Origin of the sequence: Burkholderia sp. lig30, assembly GCF_000687455.2 — a bacterium.
Taxonomy (GTDB): Bacteria; Pseudomonadota; Gammaproteobacteria; order Burkholderiales; family Burkholderiaceae; genus Burkholderia.
Genome location: NZ_JGVW01000093.1, coordinates 1 through 16,824 on the forward strand (window position 1 = coordinate 1; position 16,824 = coordinate 16,824).

Here is a 16,824-nt window from a genome sequence, read left to right on the forward strand (position 1 = left end):
AGATCATCGACATCAACATGGACGAGGCGATGCTCGATTCGAAGGCGGCGATGGTCCGCTTCCTGAATCTGATCGCGTCGGAGCCGGACATCGCGCGCGTGCCGATCATGATCGACTCGTCGAAGTGGGACGTGATCGAGGCCGGCCTCAAGTGCGTGCAGGGCAAGGCGATCGTCAACTCGATCTCGCTCAAGGAAGGCGAGGAGGCGTTCCGCCACCATGCGACGCTGATCCGCCGCTACGGCGCGGCGGCCGTCGTGATGGCGTTCGACGAGCAGGGCCAGGCGGACACCTACGCGCGCAAGACCGAGATCTGCAAGCGATCGTATGACTTCCTCGTCAACGAAGTGGGCTTCCCGCCCGAGGACATCATCTTCGACCCGAACATCTTCGCGGTCGCGACCGGCATCGAGGAGCACAACAACTACGCGGTCGACTTCATCGAGGCGACCCGCTGGATCAAGGCGAACCTGCCGTACGCGAAGGTGAGCGGCGGCGTGTCGAACGTGTCGTTCTCGTTCCGCGGCAACGACCCGGTGCGCGAGGCGATCCATACCGTGTTCCTGTACCACGCGATCCAGGCGGGGATGGACATGGGCATCGTCAACGCCGGCCAGCTCGGCGTGTACGCGGAGCTGAATCCGGAGCTGCGCGAGCGTGTCGAGGACGTGATCCTGAACCGCCGCGCCGACGGGACCGACCGCCTGCTCGAGATCGCCGACAAGTTCAAGACCGGCGCGGCGAAGAAGGAAGAGAACCTCGAATGGCGCAACCAGCCGGTCGAGAAGCGCCTCGCGCACGCGCTCGTGCACGGCATCACGACCTTCATCGTCGAGGATACGGAAGAAGCGCGCGCGAAGATCGCCGCCGCAGGCGGCCGTCCGATCAGCGTGATCGAAGGCCCGCTGATGGACGGCATGAACATCGTCGGCGACCTGTTCGGCCAGGGCAAGATGTTCCTGCCACAGGTCGTGAAGTCCGCGCGCGTGATGAAGCAGGCGGTCGCGCACCTCGTGCCGTTCATCGAGGAAGAGAAGCGCCAGCTCGCCGCGGCGGGCGGCGACGTGCGCGCGAAGGGCAAGATCGTCATCGCGACCGTGAAGGGCGACGTGCACGACATCGGCAAGAACATCGTGTCGGTCGTGCTCCAGTGCAACAACTTCGAAGTGGTCAACATGGGCGTGATGGTCCCGTGCAACGAGATCCTCGCGAAGGCGAAGGTCGAGGGCGCGGACATCATCGGGCTGTCGGGCCTCATCACGCCGAGCCTCGAGGAGATGGCGTACGTCGCGTCCGAGATGCAGCGCGACGACTATTTCCGCGTGAAGAAGATCCCGCTCCTGATCGGCGGCGCGACGACCTCGCGCGTGCACACCGCGGTGAAGATCGCGCCGCACTACGAAGGGCCGGTCGTCTACGTGCCGGACGCGTCGCGCTCGGTGTCGGTCGCGTCGAGCCTGCTGTCGGACGAAGGCGCGGCGAAGTACGTCGACGAGCTGAAGGCCGACTACGACCGCATCCGCGACCAGCACGCGAACCGCAAGGCGCAGCCGATGGTCACGCTGGCCGAGGCCCGCGCGAACCGGACGAAGGTCGACTGGGCGGGCTACCGGCCGGTCAAGCCGAAATTCATCGGCCGCCGCGAGTTCAGGAACTACGACCTGAACGAGCTGGCGAACTACATCGACTGGGGCCCGTTCTTCCAGACCTGGGATCTCGCCGGCCCGTACCCGGCGATCCTGAACGACGAGATCGTCGGCGAATCGGCGCGGCGCGTGTTCTCCGACGCGAAGTCGATGCTCGCGCGGCTGATCCAGGGCCGCTGGCTGACCGCGAACGGCGTGATCGCGCTGCTGCCGGCCAACACCGTCAACGACGACGACATCGAGATCTACAAGGACGAATCGCGCTCGGAAGTGCTGATGACGTGGCGCAACCTGCGCCAGCAGAGCGTGCGGCCGGTGGTCGACGGCGTGATGCGGCCGAACCGCTCGCTCGCGGACTTCATCGCGCCGAAGGATTCCGGCGTCGCCGACTACATCGGCATGTTCGCGGTGACGGCGGGACTCGGCGTCGACGTGAAGGAAAAGCAGTTCGAGGCCGATCACGACGATTACAGCGCGATCATGCTGAAAGCGCTCGCCGACCGCTTCGCGGAAGCGTTCGCCGAGGCGATGCACGCGCGCGTGCGGCGCGAGCTGTGGGGCTATGCGAGCGGCGAGACGCTCGACAACGACGCGCTGATCGCGGAGAAATATGCCGGCATTCGCCCGGCGCCGGGTTACCCGGCGTGCCCGGACCATCTGGTGAAGCGCGACATGTTCGACGTGCTTCACGCGGACGAGATCGGCATGAGCGTCACCGACTCGCTGGCGATGCTGCCGGCCGCGAGCGTGTCGGGCTTCTATCTCGCGCACCCGGACAGCACGTACTTCTCGGTCGGGAAAATCGGCCAGGACCAGCTGGAGGACTACGCGAAGCGAATGTCGCTGTCGCTCGACGACGCGCGGCGCGCGCTCGCGCCGCAGCTCTGATCCGCCGCTTCGCGCGGCTTCACGCACCCCCTTCCATCCTGCTCCGCCGCGCGCCCGGCCAACGGGCGTGCGGCCGACCGGCGCGCGCGTCGCACGACGCGCCGAGTCACGCCGGCCTGCTGCCGGCGTGAACGCTCACCTTACTTGAAGAACTTCGACAGCCACGACGAGCCGTTGCCGGGGAGCTTCCCGCCGGCGCCCTTGATCACCACGCCGAAGCCGTTGCCGCCCTTGCCGCCGTTGCTGCTGTCGCCCGGCCTGCCGAAGTTGATCACGACGCCGCTGCCGCTTCCGGTGTTGCCGTTGAGGCCGCCGCCGATGATGAGCGCGCCGCCCGACACGGTTTGTCTTTCGATCATGTTCAGATCACGCATGTTTGATACTCCTTGTAGCCATTTGAAAAACGGACGCGGCACCTGGCCGGTCCGGGTACTTCGTGCCGGATGATCGTCCGGCCGAAGTTCGACAGGCCGTCCGGGCGCGCCCGGCCGAGACCACGACACCTGATGCGGCTCGCGTGAGCGGCCGGCGCCAAAGGTGGGAAACGGCGGGGAGGCATCGCATGCGCGAGCACCGGAACGGCAAGCCGGACAACTTATCAACGGCGGGTGCTGGGCGATATCAGACAAGACCGAAAATTCCACCCGTCCGAACAAGACAAGACGGTGCGGGCATATTTCGGAGAATCGGAGAGGATGGCGGCCGGAACCCCGCCTTTCATCAGACAAAAAAGCCCGCTCAAAGGCGGGCTATCGCAGGCGGATTCGGCCGCGTATCGGGATCAGAAGCCCCAGTGGATGTCGGCGTTCTGCGCCTTCGCCTCACGCAGCATCAACAGGAACGGCGCAACACGCTGCGCGAGGCTCGCCGGCACTTCGTGGTGCGCGTGATCTTCCTCGTGCTCATGGAAGTGGCCGGCGTGCTCGGCACGCTCCTGCTTCGCCTGCGTGACGGCGCTTTCCAGGCGGGCGATCGCGCCCTCCAGTTCCTCCGACGTAATCACGCCGCGCTCGCCCAGCTGCTTGCCGACGAGGCCCAGCACATATACGGCGAAATCCTTCAGCACGTCGAGATCCTGTGCCGCCTTGCTCTTGAACGTAATCATGACAAATCCCTTTTCATCTTGTTGTGCTCGCCAGACGCCGTTGCGAGGACGCCGGCAGGCGGGCGTCCGGCCGCATGCGCGCGGGGCACCTGAGCGGCAGTTTAGCACCCTGTTAAAATTCTGCGATCCCTGAAACGCGCGCCCGAAAGCGCGCCGGCGCGCCGGCCTTCGCCGCGGGCCACCAACGAAGCCTTCTACCAGCATGCTGCCAGCACACAAACTGACTCTCGAAACCCTGCTCGCCGATTGCGTCAAGCAGGTGGCACAAGCCCTGAAGGGCGATGCCGACGCGGCGTTCGTCGCACCCGCGATCACGCTGGAGCGTCCGAAGGTCGCCGCGCACGGCGACGTCGCGTGCAACGTCGCGATGCAGCTCGCCAAGCCGCTCGGGTCGAATCCCCGTCAGCTCGCCGAAAAGATCGTCGCGGCGATTTCCGCGCATCCGGCCGCGCAGGGCCTCGTCGACGCCGCCGAGATCGCCGGCCCCGGCTTCATCAACCTGCGCCTGACGGCCGCCGCGAAGCAGGCGGTGATCGGCGCGGTGCTCGCACAGGGCAGCGCGTTCGGCGCGTCCACCCGCGAGCAAGGCAAGCGCGTGCTGGTCGAATTCGTGTCGGCGAACCCGACCGGCCCGCTGCACGTCGGCCACGGCCGCCAGGCGGCGCTCGGCGACGCGCTGTCGAACGTGCTCGGCAGCCAGGGCTACGCGGTGCACCGCGAGTTCTACTACAACGACGCCGGCGTGCAGATCGGCAATCTCGCGATCTCGACGCAGGCGCGCGCGCGCGGCCTGAAGCCGGGCGACGCGGGCTGGCCGGAAGCCGCGTACAACGGCGAATACATCGCCGACATCGCGCGCGACTACCTGAACGGCGAGACGGTCGCCGCGAAGGACGGCGAGCCGGTCAAGGGCCGGGGCGACGTCGAGGATCTGGAGGCGATCCGCAAGTTCGCGGTCGCGTACCTGCGCCACGAGCAGGACATGGATCTGCAGGCGTTCGGCGTGAAGTTCGACCGCTACTACCTCGAATCGTCGCTGTACACGGAAGGCCGGGTCGAGAAGACGGTCGACGCGCTGGTCAAGGCCGGCATGACTTACGAGCAGGAAGGCGCGCTGTGGCTGCGCACGACCGACGAAGGCGACGACAAGGACCGCGTGATGCGCAAGTCCGACGGCACCTACACGTACTTCGTGCCGGACGTCGCGTATCACGTGACCAAGTGGGAGCGCGGCTTCACGAAGGTCATCAACATCCAGGGCTCGGACCACCACGGCACGATCGCGCGGGTGCGCGCGGGCCTGCAGGGGCTGCACATCGGCATTCCGAAGGGCTACCCCGACTACGTGCTGCACAAGATGGTCACGGTGATGCGCGACGGCCAGGAAGTGAAGATCTCGAAGCGCGCGGGCAGCTACGTGACGGTGCGCGACCTGATCGAATGGTCGGGCGGCGCGGCGCCGGGCTCGGAAGTGTCGCCGGACCAGCTCGACGAAGCGATGATCACGCGCGGCCGCGACGCGGTGCGCTTCTTCCTGATCTCGCGTAAGGCGGACACCGAATTCGTGTTCGACATCGACCTCGCGCTGAAACAGAACGACGAGAACCCGGTCTATTACGTGCAGTACGCGCATGCGCGGATCTGCTCGGTGCTCAACGAATGGAAGTCGCGCCACGGCGGCGACGCCGCGCAACTGCCGGGCGCCGACCTGTCGCAGCTGTCGAGCAAGCAGGCCGAGTCGCTGATGCAGAAGCTCGCCGAGTATCCGGACATGCTCACGCACGCGGCGAACGAGCTGGCGCCGCACGCGGTTGCGTTCTACCTGCGCGACCTCGCTGGCGAGTTTCACTCGTTCTACAATGCGGAGCGCGTGCTGGTCGACGACGAAGCGCCGCGCAATGCGCGCGTCGCGCTGCTTGCCGCAACCCGCCAGGTGCTCGAGAACGGCCTGGCGATGCTCGGCGTATCCGCGCCCGCCAAGATGTAAGACACCGCCCGAGCCGGGCATCGACAGGCCGCGGCCGCGCCCGCCGTCGGATGCCCGCCGCGACCTTTTCACGATTCTTTTTGCAGGTGACTCAAGCAATGGCACAACCACGCCGCACTTCGAAACAGTCGAAACAAGCCGGGGGAACGTTTCTCGGAATCGTGCTGGGCCTGATCGTCGGCCTGGCGATCGCGGTGGTGGTGGCGCTCTACATCACGCACTCGCCGTCGCCGTTCGTGGCGAAGGTCGCGCCGCCGCCGGCGGAGAACGCGGCAAGCCAGCCGCAGCAGTTCGACCCGAACCGCGCACTGCAGGGCAAGACGCCCGGCGTGGCGGTGCCGCAGGCCGCGCAGCCAGAGCCGCAGAACACCGCGCCGGGCCAGTCCGCGAGCCCGAGCCAGCCGGGCCTGCTGCCCGAGCCGCAGATCGTCGAGGTGCCCGGCTCGCCGGCGAACAACGGCGTGACGGCCCCGCCGGCCCCGGCCGACATCGCGCCGACGCCCGCCCCGAAGCCCGCGCCGAAGCCCGCGCCGCAGAAGAAGGCGCAGCCGCAGCCGAGTGACGACGGCGAGGAAGCGCCGCGCACGGCCGCGCCGAAGCCCGTGCAAAAACCGGCGCCGGCCCAGACCGCACAGAAGCCTGAGCAGCAGCCGGCCCAGGCCGCCGCGCCGAAGGCCACGTCGTCGGCCAGCGCCGCCAACAACGCGGCGAAGCCGCCGGCAGCCGACGCGAACAGCGGCTACTTCCTGCAGGTCGGCGCGTACAAGACGGAAACCGACGCGGAGCAGCAGCGCGCACGCCTCGGCTTCCAGGGTTTCGAGTCGAAGGTGTCGAAGCGCGACGTCAGCGGCGTGACCTACTACCGCGTGCGCGTGGGTCCGTTCTCGAAATTCGAGGATATGAACTCGGCGCGCCAGCGTCTGTCCGACGCTGGTGTCGACACGGCGGTGATCCGCTTCACCAAGCAGTAAGACCGGCCGCGCTCGCGCAGATCCCGTTACCTATTGCTCCACAAGCAACTGACCGACGTTCACAATATGAAAAAACTGTTTAGCACGCTCCTTTTGTCCCTGAGCCTCGTCGCCGGTTTCGCGCAGGCCGCGCCGGCCTCCGGCAAGGATTTCGAAGTGATGAAGTCGCCGCAGCCGGTGTCCGCGCCGGCCGGCAAGGTCGAGGTGATCGAGTTCTTCTGGTACGGCTGCCCGCACTGCTACGAGTTCGAGCCGACGATCGAGGCCTGGGTGAAGAAGCAGGGCGACAAGATCGACTTCAAGCGGGTCCCGGTCGCGTTCCGCGACGACTTCGTGCCGCACTCGAAGCTGTTCTATGCGCTGGCCGCGCTCGGCGTGTCGGAGAAGGTCACGCCGGCCGTGTTCGACGCGATCCACAAGCAGAAGAACTATCTGCTGACGCCGCAGGCGCAGGCCGACTTCCTCGCGACCCAGGGTGTCGACAAGAAGAAGTTCATGGACGCGTACAACTCGTTCAGCGTGCAGGGCCAGGTCAAGCAGTCGGCCGAGCTCCTGAAGAAATACAACATCGACGGCGTGCCGACGATCGTCGTGCAGGGCAAGTACAAGACCGGCCCGGCCTACACGAACAGCCTCGAGGGCACCGCGCAGACGCTCGACTATCTCGTGAAGCAGGTCCAGGACAAGAAGCTCTGAGTCCCGTCCAGGCGCCGGCATGACATCCCCGCTCAAGGTCTTCATCACCGGCGCGTCGAGCGGTCTCGGCCTCGCGCTGGCCGAGGAATACGCCCGCCAGGGCGCGACGCTCGGCCTCGTCGCGCGGCGCGGCGATTCGCTCGCCGCGTTCGCGCGGCGCTTTCCCGCCCTGTCCATCTCGGTCTATTCCGTCGACGTGCGCGACGCCGCCGCGCTCGCGGGCGCGGCCGAGTCGTTCATCGCGGCGCACGGCTGTCCGGACGTCGTGATCGCGAACGCCGGCATCAGCCAGGGCGCGGTCACCGGCCACGGCGACCTCGCCACGTTCCGCAACGTGATGGACATCAATTACTTCGGGATGGTCGCGACGTTCGAGCCGTTCGTCGGCCCGATGACGGCCGCCCGGCACGGCACGCTCGTCGGCATCGCGAGCGTCGCCGGCGTGCGCGGCCTGCCCGGCTCCGGCGCGTACAGCGCGTCGAAATCGGCGGCGACCAAGTACCTCGAATCGCTGCGCGTCGAATTGCGCCCGCAGCACGTCAGCGTCGTGACGATCGCGCCCGGCTACATCCGCACGCCGATGACGGAGCACAATCCGTATCCGATGCCGTTCCTGATGGACGCCAGCCGCTTCGCGGCCCGCGCCGCCCGTGCGATCGCGCAGCGCCGCGCATTCCGCGTGATTCCGTGGCAGATGGGCATCGTCGCGAGGCTGCTGCACGTGATGCCGCGCTGGCTCTACGACCGCCTGTTCGAAAAGGCGCCGCGCAAGCCGCGGGCGCCGTCCAGGTAAGCGACGGGCAGCCCGCCCCGCCGCCCGAACGGCGGTTCTTCCGTTATCGCATCCGTCTCCGCGTTCCGCGCCCCCGTTCCGGCGCCTTTTTCCGCGCGGCCCGCGCTTTGACGGTATGCTATTCGTCAGGTTCGCCGCCCTCGGGCGGGGTTCTCGCATTCCGTCATCCAGCAAAAAAACACACACCACGTGGGAGATCTCATGCGCCTCAAGCTGTTCGCCACGGCCGCGCTGCTCGCCGCCGCGCCGGCCATCGCAGCCGCCAAGCCGCTCACCGTCTGCACCGAGTCGAGCCCGGACGGCTTCGACGTCGTGCAATACAACTCGCTCGTCACCACCAACGCATCGGCCGACGTCATCTTCAACACGCTCGTCTCGTACGACGAAGCCGCGAAGAAGGTCGTGCCGGCGCTCGCAGACAAGTGGGAAGCCAGCGCCGACGGCCTGATCTACACGTTCCATCTGCGCCCGAACGTCGCGTTCCAGACCACCGACGCGTTCAAGCCGACCCGCGCGCTGAACGCCGACGACGTCGTGTTCACCTTCAACCGGATGCTCGACGACGGCAACCCGTGGCACAAGGTCGCCGGCGCGAGCGGCTTCCCGCACGCGCAGTCGATGGGGCTGACGAAGCTCGTGAAGGCGATCGTGAAGGTCGACGACAGCACGGTGAAATTCGTGCTGAACGAGCCGAACGCGACCTTCGTGCCGATCCTGACGATGGGCTTCGCGTCGATCTATTCGGCCGAGTATGCGGACCAGCTGCTGAAGGCCGGCAGGCAGGCGGACCTGAACGCGAAACCGGTCGGCACCGGCCCGTTCGTGCTGAAGAGCTACACGAAGGACGCGGTGATCCGCTACGACGCGAACCCGTCCTATTGGGGGCCGAAGCCGAAGGTCGAGCGGCTGATCTACGCGATCACGCCCGATCCGTCGGTGCGCGCGCAGAAGGTGAAGGCGGGCGAATGCCAGATCGCACTGTCGCCGAAGCCGCAGGACGTGCTCGCGGCGAAGGGCGACGGCGCGTTGAAGGTCGTGCAGACGCCCGCGTTCATGACCGCGTTCGTCGCGCTCAACACGCAGAAGAAGCCGCTCGACAACGACAAGGTGCGTCAGGCGCTGAACCTCGCGTTCGACCGCGCGACCTACCTGCGCGTGGTGTTCGACAACACCGCGACGGCGGCGAACAACCCGTATCCGCCGAATACGTGGAGCTATGCGAAGAACGTCGCGCCGTACGCGTACGATCCGGCGAAGGCGAAGCAGCTGCTCGCGGCGGCGGGTTTCCCGAACGGCTTCTCGACGACGATCTGGGTGCGCCCGACGGGCAGCGTGCTGAACCCGAACCCGAAGGCGGGCGCGGAACTGCTGCAGGCGGATCTCGCGAAGATCGGCGTGAAGGCCGACGTGAAGGTGATCGAATGGGGCGAGCTGATCAAGCAGGCGAAGCTCGGCCAGCACGACATCCTGTTCATGGGCTGGGCGGGCGACAACGGCGACCCGGACAACTATCTGACCCCGCAATTCAGCTGCAATGCGGTGAAATCGGGCATCAACTTCGCGCGCTACTGCGACCCGAAGCTGGACAAGCTGATTGCCGACGGCAAGGAAACCGCCGACCTGCAGAAGCGCACGAAGCTGTACGAGGCGGCGCAGAAGATCATCCACGATCAGGCGCTGTGGATTCCGCTCGGTCATCCGACCGCGGCAGCGCTCACGCGCACGAACGTCAGCGGCTATCGCGTGAGCCCGTTCGGACGGCAGAACTTCGCGGCGGTGTCGGTGCAGTGACGCGGCGGCACGCCGGGCGCCCTGCCCGGCGCCGCCTGCGCGGCACGCGCGCCACCGGATTGCCGCGCGCGTTGCCGGTCGCGCGCCGCTGCGCGCGGCGCGCCCGCCGCCCCGCTCAAGCCGGCGAGAAGCGGATCACGCCGTCCGCCGCCTCGGCGCGCTTCAATTCCCCCGCCAGCCACAGCAGGTTCAGGTGCGCGATCGCCTCGCCGAGCGCGAACGTCATCTGGTGAATGTCCAGTTCGCGGCGCCGGAACATGATCGGCACCACGTCGGCCGCGCTCATCGGCCGCTCCGCGCAGGCGGCGCGCACCTCGTCAAGCCGCGCGTCGTGATGCGCGCGCAGCTGCGCGACGCGGGTGCGCAGCCCGCGAAACGGCTTGCCGTGCGACGGCAACACCAGCGTGTCGTCCGCCATCGTCTCGTAGCGGCCGAGCGACTCCAGATACAGCGCGAGCGGATTCGCTTCCGGCTCCAGATCGAACACCGACACGTTCGTCGAGATGCGCGGCAGCACCATGTCGCCGGAGATCAGCACGCCGTCCGCGTCGCAGTGGAGCGCGCAATGCTCGGGCGAATGGCCATAGCCCGTCACGACCCGCCAGATGCGCGCGCCGATCGTCAGCGTGTCGCCCTCGCGCAGGCGGCGGTAGCGCGGCGGCACCGCGGGCACCAGATCCGAGTAGTAGCTGCGGCGATTGCGCAGCGTGTCGAGCGCGGCGGGATCGGTGAGGCCGTGCCGCGCGAAATGCGCGGCGGCGCCGGGGCCGCCGGCGTTCGAGCCGTTGCCGGCGGCCATCAGGCAGCCGAACATGTATTCGCCGAGCGTCATCCAGAGCCGCACCTTCCAGCGCGCATGGTCGCCGCCTTCGCAGATCCAGTTCGCGAGCCCGAAGTGATCCGGGTGGCAGTGCGTGACGATCACGCGCAGCACCGGCAGACCGTCGAGATGCGTGTCGAAGATCTGCTCCCAGTGGGTGCGGATCACGTCCGTCGCGATCCCGCAATCGACGACCGTCCAGCCCGCCTGCCCGTCGATCTCGTCGCGCAGCAACCAGAGATTGATGTGATCGAGCGAGAACGGCAGCGGCATGCGCAGCCACCGCACGCCGGGCGCGACCTCGAACGTGTCGCCCGCGGCGGGCAGCGTGTCGGCGAAGGGATAGTCGAGCTGGTGTTCGAGTGCGTTCATCGGCGGGGTGTCTCGTCGTTATGGTGTGGTGTGCGGCCGGCCCACGCGGCCGCCAGCGTGCCGACGATTCTATCGCGCACGCGCGGCGCGCGTGATCCGGCCCGCCGGCGCCGCAAAAAAAGTTCATGTCACAATCGTTTGCGTACGCGCATCTTTACGTGAAGATGCACCGAACATCATCGAACGCCGTCCAACGTGGCGCCTCGCGCCCCGTGCAGGCACCGCCGCGAACGCCGCTGGCGGCGTCCCGGCGCTAAAATGTCGAGTGCCTCCCGCTCCTGAGCCTGCACGCCAATGAATCACTTTCCCAAACTGCTGTCGTCGCAGATCGGCTTCGATGTCGCGCAGACCATGCTCGAGAACTTCGACCGCCACTACCGGATCTTCCGCGACGCGGCGGTCGCCGCGAAGACGCTGTTCGAGCGCGCCGACTGGCACGGATTGCAGCGGCTCGCGCGCGAGCGCATCGCGTCGTACGACGATCGCGTGAAGGAGTGCGTCGAGCTGCTGGAGGACGAGTACGACGCGGAGAACATCGACGACGAGGTCTGGCAGCAGATCAAGCTGCACTACATCGGCCTGCTGACGTCGCACCGCCAGCCGGAGTGCGCGGAGACGTTCTTCAACTCGGTGTGCTGCAAGATCCTGCACCGGTCGTACTTCAACAACGACTTCCTGTTCGTGCGCCCGGCGATCTCGACCGAATACATCGAGAACGACGAGCCGGCCGGGAAGCCGACCTATCGCGCGTACTACCCCGGCACCGAAGGGCTCGCGGTGGCGCTCGAGCGCATCGTCACGAATTTCCAGCTGCACCCGCCGTTCGAGGATCTCGAACGCGACATCGCGTGCATCATGCAGGCGATACGCGACGAATTCGGCACGTTCAGCGAAGCGGCGAATTTCCAGATCCACGTGCTGTCGTCGCTGTTCTACCGCAACAAGACCGCGTACATCATCGGCCGCATCATCAACGGCGACCGCGTGGCGCCGTTCGCGGTGCCGATCCGCCACACGCGCCCGGGCCTGCTCGCGCTCGACGCGGTGCTGCTGCGCCGCGAGCCGCTGCAGGTCATCTTCAGCTTCTCGCATTCGTACTTCCTCGTCGACATGAACGTGCCGTCGGCGTACGTCGAATTCCTGTGCTCGATCCTGCCGGGCAAGCCGAAGGCGGAGATCTACACGTCGGTCGGGCTGCAGAAGCAGGGCAAGAACCTGTTCTACCGCGACCTGCTGCATCACCTGTCGCATTCGAGCGACCGCTTCATCATCGCGCCCGGCATCCGCGGCCTCGTGATGCTCGTGTTCACGCTGCCGTCGTTCCCGTACGTGTTCAAGATCATCAAGGACCAGTTCCCGCCGCCGAAGGACACCACGCGCGCGCAGATCATGGAGAAGTACCAGCTCGTGAAGCGCCACGACCGCCTCGGGCGGATGGCCGACACGCTCGAATACTCGAGCGTCGCGCTGCCGCTCGCGCGGCTCGACCACGCGCTCGTGCGCGAGCTGGAAAAGGAGGTGCCGTCGCTGCTCGAATACGAGGGCGACAACCTCGTCATCAAGCATCTGTACATCGAGCGCCGGATGACCCCGCTCAACCTGTACCTGCAGAACGGCACCGACGACGAGATCGAGCACGGCGTGAAGGAGTACGGCAACGCGGTAAAGGAGCTGATGAAGGCGAACATCTTCCCCGGCGACATGCTGTACAAGAACTTCGGCGTCACGCGCCACGGCCGCGTCGTGTTCTACGACTATGATGAAATCGAGTACCTGACCGACTGCAACATCCGCCGCGTGCCGTCGCCGCGCAACGAAGAGGATGAACTGTCCGGCGAGCCGTGGTATACCGTCGGCCCGCACGACATCTTTCCCGAAACCTACGGCCCGTTCCTGCTCGGCGATCCGCGCGTGCGCGACGCATTTCTCCGGCATCACGCGGATTTCTTCGGGCCGGAGCTGTGGCAGTCCAGCAAGGACAAGCTGCTGCAGGGCGAACTGCCCGATTTCTTCGCGTACGACGCGTCGCTGCGTTTTTGCGTGCGCTATCCCGACCGCTTCGGCACGGAACTGGAGGCAGACGGCGACGCCCAGCGTGCCGCGTGAATCCGGCGTGCCGCCGGCCTATTGACCCGTTTTCCGCTCACGGAATCCCACACCGATGAACACTCAAGACAACCCGCTCACTCACCTGTTCGACAACAACGACGCCTGGGTCAAGCGCAAGCTCGAAGACGACCCGCAGTACTTCTCGCGTCTCGCCGACCAGCAGGCGCCGGAATATCTGTGGATCGGCTGCTCGGATTCGCGCGTGCCCGCGAACCAGATCATCGGCCTGCCGCCTGGCGAAGTGTTCGTTCACCGCAACATCGCGAACGTCGTCGTGCACACCGACCTGAACTGCCTGTCGGTGATCCAGTTCGCGGTCGACCTGCTGCGCGTGAAGCACATCATGGTGGTCGGCCACTACGGCTGCTCGGGCGTGAACGCCGCGCTGCACAACCGCCGCGTCGGCCTCGCGGACAACTGGCTGCACCACGTGCAGGACGTGCGCGCGAAGCACGCAGCGCTGCTCGAGGAATGGCCGCTCGGCGAGGCGCGCTACCGCCGCCTGATCGAGCTCAACGCGATCGAGCAGGTGGTCAACGTGTGCCGGACCACGATCGTCAACGACGCATGGGCGCGCGGCCAGGCGCTCACCGTGCACGGGCTCGTGTACGGCGTGCATGACGGCCGGATCCGCAACCTCGGCATGTCGGTGTCATCCGCGGACGCGCTCGACGCGACCTACCGGCGCTGCGTCGCCGCGCTCACCGCGCACGGCACGCACGCGCCCAACGACATGGTCGCCGCCGATGCGAAGGAACTCAACGACGTCGCGCAATCCGTCACTCAGACGCTGAAGACGACGGGCCACGACGGCTGCTGAGCGCCGGCAACGGCATCACCGCAAGGAGTGCGAACATGAAGACCGTACTGATCGTCGGCGCGTCGCGCGGCCTCGGCCGCGAATTCGTCCGACAATACCGGCGTGACGGCTGGAACGTGATCGCCACCGCGCGCGACGATGCGTCGCTCGCCGCACTGCGCGCCCTCGGCGCGCACGCGCACCCGCTCGACGTCGCGCAGCCCGGGCAGATCGCCGCGCTCGGCGCGGCGATCGACGGCGAGCGGCTCGATGCCGCCGTCGTCGTGTCGGGCGTCTACGGGCCGCACACCGAAGGGGTCGAAACCGTCACCGCCGACGAGTTCGACGCGGTGATGCACACCAACGTGCGCGGGCCGATGCAACTGCTGCCGATCCTGCTGCCGCTCGTCGAGGACACCCGCGGCGTGCTCGCGGTCGTGTCGAGCCGCATGGGCAGCATCGCGGAGGCGAGCGGCACGACCGGCTGGCTGTATCGCGCGAGCAAGGCCGCGCTGAACGACGTGCTGCGCATCGCGTCGCTGCAGACCCGCCATGCCGCGTGCATCTCGCTGCATCCCGGCTGGGTGCGCACCGACATGGGCGGCGCGCAGGCGGCGATCGACCCGGAGACGAGCGTGACCGGCATGCGGCACGTGATCGCCGAGGCCGCCGCGGACGTCGCGCTCGCGAACGGCCGCTTTTTCCAATACGACGGCGTCGAGCTGAGCTGGTAAGAACGCGCCGTCGTTAATTCACATTTCGCATGAATTCGACACGACCCGACACCTGCCCGTGCGGCGGCGCGTCGCCCGACGCGACCGGCCAGGCGCGTGCGCCCGCGTATGCGGCCTGCTGCGGCCGCTTCATCGACGGCGGCGAGGCCGCCCCGACCGCGCTCGAACTGATGCGTTCGCGGTACAGCGCGTACGTGCTCGGCGCGACCAGCTACCTGCGCGCGACGTGGGACGCGCGCACCTGTCCCGCCGATCTCGACGACGCGCCGGCCGCGCCCGGCGCGCCGCGCTGGCTCGGCCTGTCGATCAAGCGCCATACACCCCTCGACGAACGGCACGCAGAGGTCGAGTTCGTCGCCCGCTACAAGGTCGGCGGACGCGCGCACCGGCTGCACGAGGTCAGCCGCTTCGAGCGCGACGAGCAGGGTTTCTGGCGCTATATCGACGGCGATGTAAGCGAACGCTGACAAATACTTGCTGTGTCATACGCAGGGTTATTCCTGCATTGCACTACCCAAAATTGTCAGGCTACGATGAGCCTCAGTTCAGTCGTAAGCAAGACAGGTGCAACGTATGGCGTTCAGCAAGGTATTGGTGGGATGGATGGCGGCGTGTGCGCTGTCGGCCGCTCTGGCCGATACGCTGCCGGGCGCCAATACCGCTGGCGGCCCGCTCGCCCGCGCCGAGCGCTTCGACTACGGCGACTCGGGCCTGCCGCAAGTCGCGGCAAACCTGAATGAGCAGATCATTCGCATTCCGACCGATGCGTCGGGTGCGGTCACGCTCGAGGCGACGCTGTTCAAGCCGGACGGCCCCGGCCCGTTCCCGCTCGTCGTGTTCAATCATGGCAAGAACCAGGGCGACCTGCATCTGCAGCCGCGCAGCCGGCCGCTCGCGTTCGCACGCGAATTCGTGCGCCGTGGCTATGCGGTGATCGCGCCGAACCGCCAGGGCTTCGCCGGCTCCGGCGGCGCGTATCGGCAGGAAGGCTGCAACGTCGCGAAGAACGGCATCGCGCAGGCAGACGACATCGGTGCGACGGTCCGCTACATGTCGCATCAGTCGTACGTCGACACATCGCGCATCGTCGTCGCGGGCACATCACACGGCGGGCTCGCGTCGCTCGCGTACGGCACCGAGGCGACGCGCGGCGTGCGCGGCATCATCAACATCTCCGGCGGCCTGCGTCAGGATCTGTGCGACGGCTGGCAGCACAACCTCGTCGACGCGTTCGGCCAGTACGGCGCGCACACCGCCGTGCCGTCGCTCTGGCTCTACGGCGACAACGACTCCGTCTGGACGCCGTCGCTCGTCGCGCAAATGCACGACGCCTACGTGGCGCACGGCACGCGCGCCCAGTTCGTCGACTTCGGCAGCTACAAGGACGACGCGCACCGGCTGATCGTCGACCGCGACGCCGTGTCGGTCTGGTGGCCGGCCGTCAACGCGTTCCTCGCCGAGCTGAACCTGCCGACCGCGGTGCGCTACGCAGTGGCGAATCCGCACGAGCCGAAGGCATCCGGCTACGCATCGATCGACGCGGTCAGCTCGGTGCCGTTCCTCGACGAAGCCGGCCGCGAAGGCTATCGCCGGTTCCTGAACCAGCACCCGAGCCGCGCGTTCGCGGTGTCGGCGGAAGGCGCGTGGTCGTGGGCCGAGGGCGGCGACGATCCGATGGCGCTCGCGCTCGACAACTGCGCGAAGCAAGGCACGGGACCGTGCCGGCTGTATGCGGTCAACGAGCGCGTGGTGTGGAACGCGCAGGATGCCCAAACGGCGAACAGCGACGCAGAGCAAAACGGCGACGCACGCGCGCTCGCGGCACGCTGAGCGGGGCTTTCTCGCGTTCGCCGTTCACTGTCCACGGCTTTCTCCCGCTCACGCTCAATGTTCGCTGTCCACTCTTCACCTTTCACCGTTTTCCCTTTCGCTCATAACCGATCGCGCGGCGGCAAGCCGCGCGGTTGTCCGTTCGTCCTGGCCTGACTCCCGCATCGCCCCCGTTCGCGCGCCGGCTCACGCTGCGCCCATGCGCCCTTGCGCACGCCCGTTCATCCACGTCGTCCGCCCGCCGAAAGACGGCATGCCACCGCCGCGACATCGCGTCGCGCCC

The 16,824-nt window shown here is 67.3% G+C and carries 14 protein-coding genes; 11 read left to right on the forward strand and 3 right to left on the reverse strand.

Annotated features, from left to right (window positions below; genetic code table 11):
* A partial coding sequence (gene metH, locus LIG30_RS18455) for a methionine synthase (protein WP_038714268.1) occupies positions 1-2,534 on the forward strand: 2,534 nt, incomplete at its 5' end.
* A 140-nt stretch (positions 2,535-2,674) separates the two neighbouring features.
* On the opposite strand, the gene LIG30_RS18460 is transcribed toward metH, so the two are convergent.
* Together LIG30_RS18460 and LIG30_RS18465 are read right to left on the reverse strand one after the other, a co-directional pair.
* Positions 2,675-2,908 (reverse strand): hypothetical protein, encoded by a 234-nt coding sequence (locus LIG30_RS18460; protein WP_038714270.1) that lies wholly within the window; start codon positions 2,906-2,908, stop codon positions 2,675-2,677.
* Between the two features lie 407 nt (positions 2,909-3,315).
* Positions 3,316-3,639: a DUF1840 domain-containing protein gene (locus tag LIG30_RS18465; RefSeq protein WP_038714271.1), complete on the reverse strand. Its 324-nt coding sequence runs from the start codon at positions 3,637-3,639 to the stop codon at positions 3,316-3,318.
* 202 nt (positions 3,640-3,841) lie between these two features.
* On the opposite strand from LIG30_RS18465, the gene argS reads away from it, so the two are divergent.
* From argS to LIG30_RS18490, 5 genes are all read left to right on the forward strand, one after another.
* Complete coding sequence (gene argS / locus LIG30_RS18470; RefSeq protein WP_038714273.1) at positions 3,842-5,626, forward strand: arginine--tRNA ligase; 1,785 nt, start codon at positions 3,842-3,844, stop codon at positions 5,624-5,626.
* Positions 5,627-5,724: 98 nt separating this feature from the next.
* Positions 5,725-6,597: an SPOR domain-containing protein gene (locus LIG30_RS18475; RefSeq protein ID WP_038714274.1), complete on the forward strand. Its 873-nt coding sequence runs from the start codon at positions 5,725-5,727 to the stop codon at positions 6,595-6,597.
* A gap of 66 nt (positions 6,598-6,663) precedes the next feature.
* Complete coding sequence (locus LIG30_RS18480; protein ID WP_038714276.1) at positions 6,664-7,293, forward strand: thiol:disulfide interchange protein DsbA/DsbL; 630 nt, start codon at positions 6,664-6,666, stop codon at positions 7,291-7,293.
* Positions 7,294-7,312: 19 nt separating this feature from the next.
* Positions 7,313-8,086: an SDR family oxidoreductase gene (locus tag LIG30_RS18485; RefSeq protein ID WP_038714277.1), complete on the forward strand. Its 774-nt coding sequence runs from the start codon at positions 7,313-7,315 to the stop codon at positions 8,084-8,086.
* A gap of 201 nt (positions 8,087-8,287) precedes the next feature.
* Complete coding sequence (locus LIG30_RS18490; protein WP_038714280.1) at positions 8,288-9,877, forward strand: ABC transporter substrate-binding protein; 1,590 nt, start codon at positions 8,288-8,290, stop codon at positions 9,875-9,877.
* Positions 9,878-9,992: 115 nt separating this feature from the next.
* Here LIG30_RS18490 and LIG30_RS18495 read toward each other — a convergent pair whose 3' ends face one another.
* Positions 9,993-11,069 (reverse strand): MBL fold metallo-hydrolase, encoded by a 1,077-nt coding sequence (locus LIG30_RS18495; RefSeq protein WP_038714283.1) that lies wholly within the window; start codon positions 11,067-11,069, stop codon positions 9,993-9,995.
* Between the two features lie 294 nt (positions 11,070-11,363).
* On the opposite strand from LIG30_RS18495, the gene aceK reads away from it, so the two are divergent.
* The 5 genes from aceK (at position 11,364) to LIG30_RS18520 (ending at position 16,541) form a co-directional block, all read left to right on the forward strand.
* Complete coding sequence (gene aceK, locus LIG30_RS18500) at positions 11,364-13,175, forward strand: bifunctional isocitrate dehydrogenase kinase/phosphatase (protein ID WP_038714286.1); 1,812 nt, start codon at positions 11,364-11,366, stop codon at positions 13,173-13,175.
* A 55-nt stretch (positions 13,176-13,230) separates the two neighbouring features.
* Entirely contained in the window at positions 13,231-13,998 is a 768-nt protein-coding gene (gene can, locus LIG30_RS18505) for a carbonate dehydratase (RefSeq protein ID WP_038714287.1), read from the forward strand.
* A 35-nt stretch (positions 13,999-14,033) separates the two neighbouring features.
* Complete coding sequence (locus LIG30_RS18510) at positions 14,034-14,711, forward strand: SDR family oxidoreductase (protein ID WP_038714288.1); 678 nt, start codon at positions 14,034-14,036, stop codon at positions 14,709-14,711.
* A gap of 29 nt (positions 14,712-14,740) precedes the next feature.
* On the forward strand, positions 14,741-15,178 hold the full coding sequence (locus LIG30_RS18515; RefSeq protein WP_038714290.1) for a YchJ family protein: 438 nt from the start codon (positions 14,741-14,743) through the stop codon (positions 15,176-15,178).
* Between the two features lie 106 nt (positions 15,179-15,284).
* On the forward strand, positions 15,285-16,541 hold the full coding sequence (locus LIG30_RS18520; protein WP_038714291.1) for a dienelactone hydrolase family protein: 1,257 nt from the start codon (positions 15,285-15,287) through the stop codon (positions 16,539-16,541).
* Positions 16,542-16,824: the final 283 nt, after the last annotated feature.

Excerpts from the sequence above, each read along its gene's own strand:
- LIG30_RS18460 (WP_038714270.1), bottom strand. The coding sequence starts at position 2,908 with ATGCGTGATCTGAACATGATCGAAAGACAAACCGTGTCGGGCGGCGCG.
- LIG30_RS18465 (WP_038714271.1), bottom strand. The coding sequence starts at position 3,639 with ATGATTACGTTCAAGAGCAAGGCGGCACAGGATCTCGACGTGCTGAAG.
- argS (WP_038714273.1), top strand. The coding sequence starts at position 3,842 with ATGCTGCCAGCACACAAACTGACTCTCGAAACCCTGCTCGCCGATTGC.
- LIG30_RS18475 (WP_038714274.1), top strand. The coding sequence starts at position 5,725 with ATGGCACAACCACGCCGCACTTCGAAACAGTCGAAACAAGCCGGGGGA.
- LIG30_RS18480 (WP_038714276.1), top strand. The coding sequence starts at position 6,664 with ATGAAAAAACTGTTTAGCACGCTCCTTTTGTCCCTGAGCCTCGTCGCC.
- LIG30_RS18485 (WP_038714277.1), top strand. The coding sequence starts at position 7,313 with ATGACATCCCCGCTCAAGGTCTTCATCACCGGCGCGTCGAGCGGTCTC.
- LIG30_RS18490 (WP_038714280.1), top strand. The coding sequence starts at position 8,288 with ATGCGCCTCAAGCTGTTCGCCACGGCCGCGCTGCTCGCCGCCGCGCCG.
- LIG30_RS18495 (WP_038714283.1), bottom strand. The coding sequence starts at position 11,069 with ATGAACGCACTCGAACACCAGCTCGACTATCCCTTCGCCGACACGCTG.
- aceK (WP_038714286.1), top strand. The coding sequence starts at position 11,364 with ATGAATCACTTTCCCAAACTGCTGTCGTCGCAGATCGGCTTCGATGTC.
- can (WP_038714287.1), top strand. The coding sequence starts at position 13,231 with ATGAACACTCAAGACAACCCGCTCACTCACCTGTTCGACAACAACGAC.
- LIG30_RS18510 (WP_038714288.1), top strand. The coding sequence starts at position 14,034 with ATGAAGACCGTACTGATCGTCGGCGCGTCGCGCGGCCTCGGCCGCGAA.
- LIG30_RS18515 (WP_038714290.1), top strand. The coding sequence starts at position 14,741 with ATGAATTCGACACGACCCGACACCTGCCCGTGCGGCGGCGCGTCGCCC.
- LIG30_RS18520 (WP_038714291.1), top strand. The coding sequence starts at position 15,285 with ATGGCGTTCAGCAAGGTATTGGTGGGATGGATGGCGGCGTGTGCGCTG.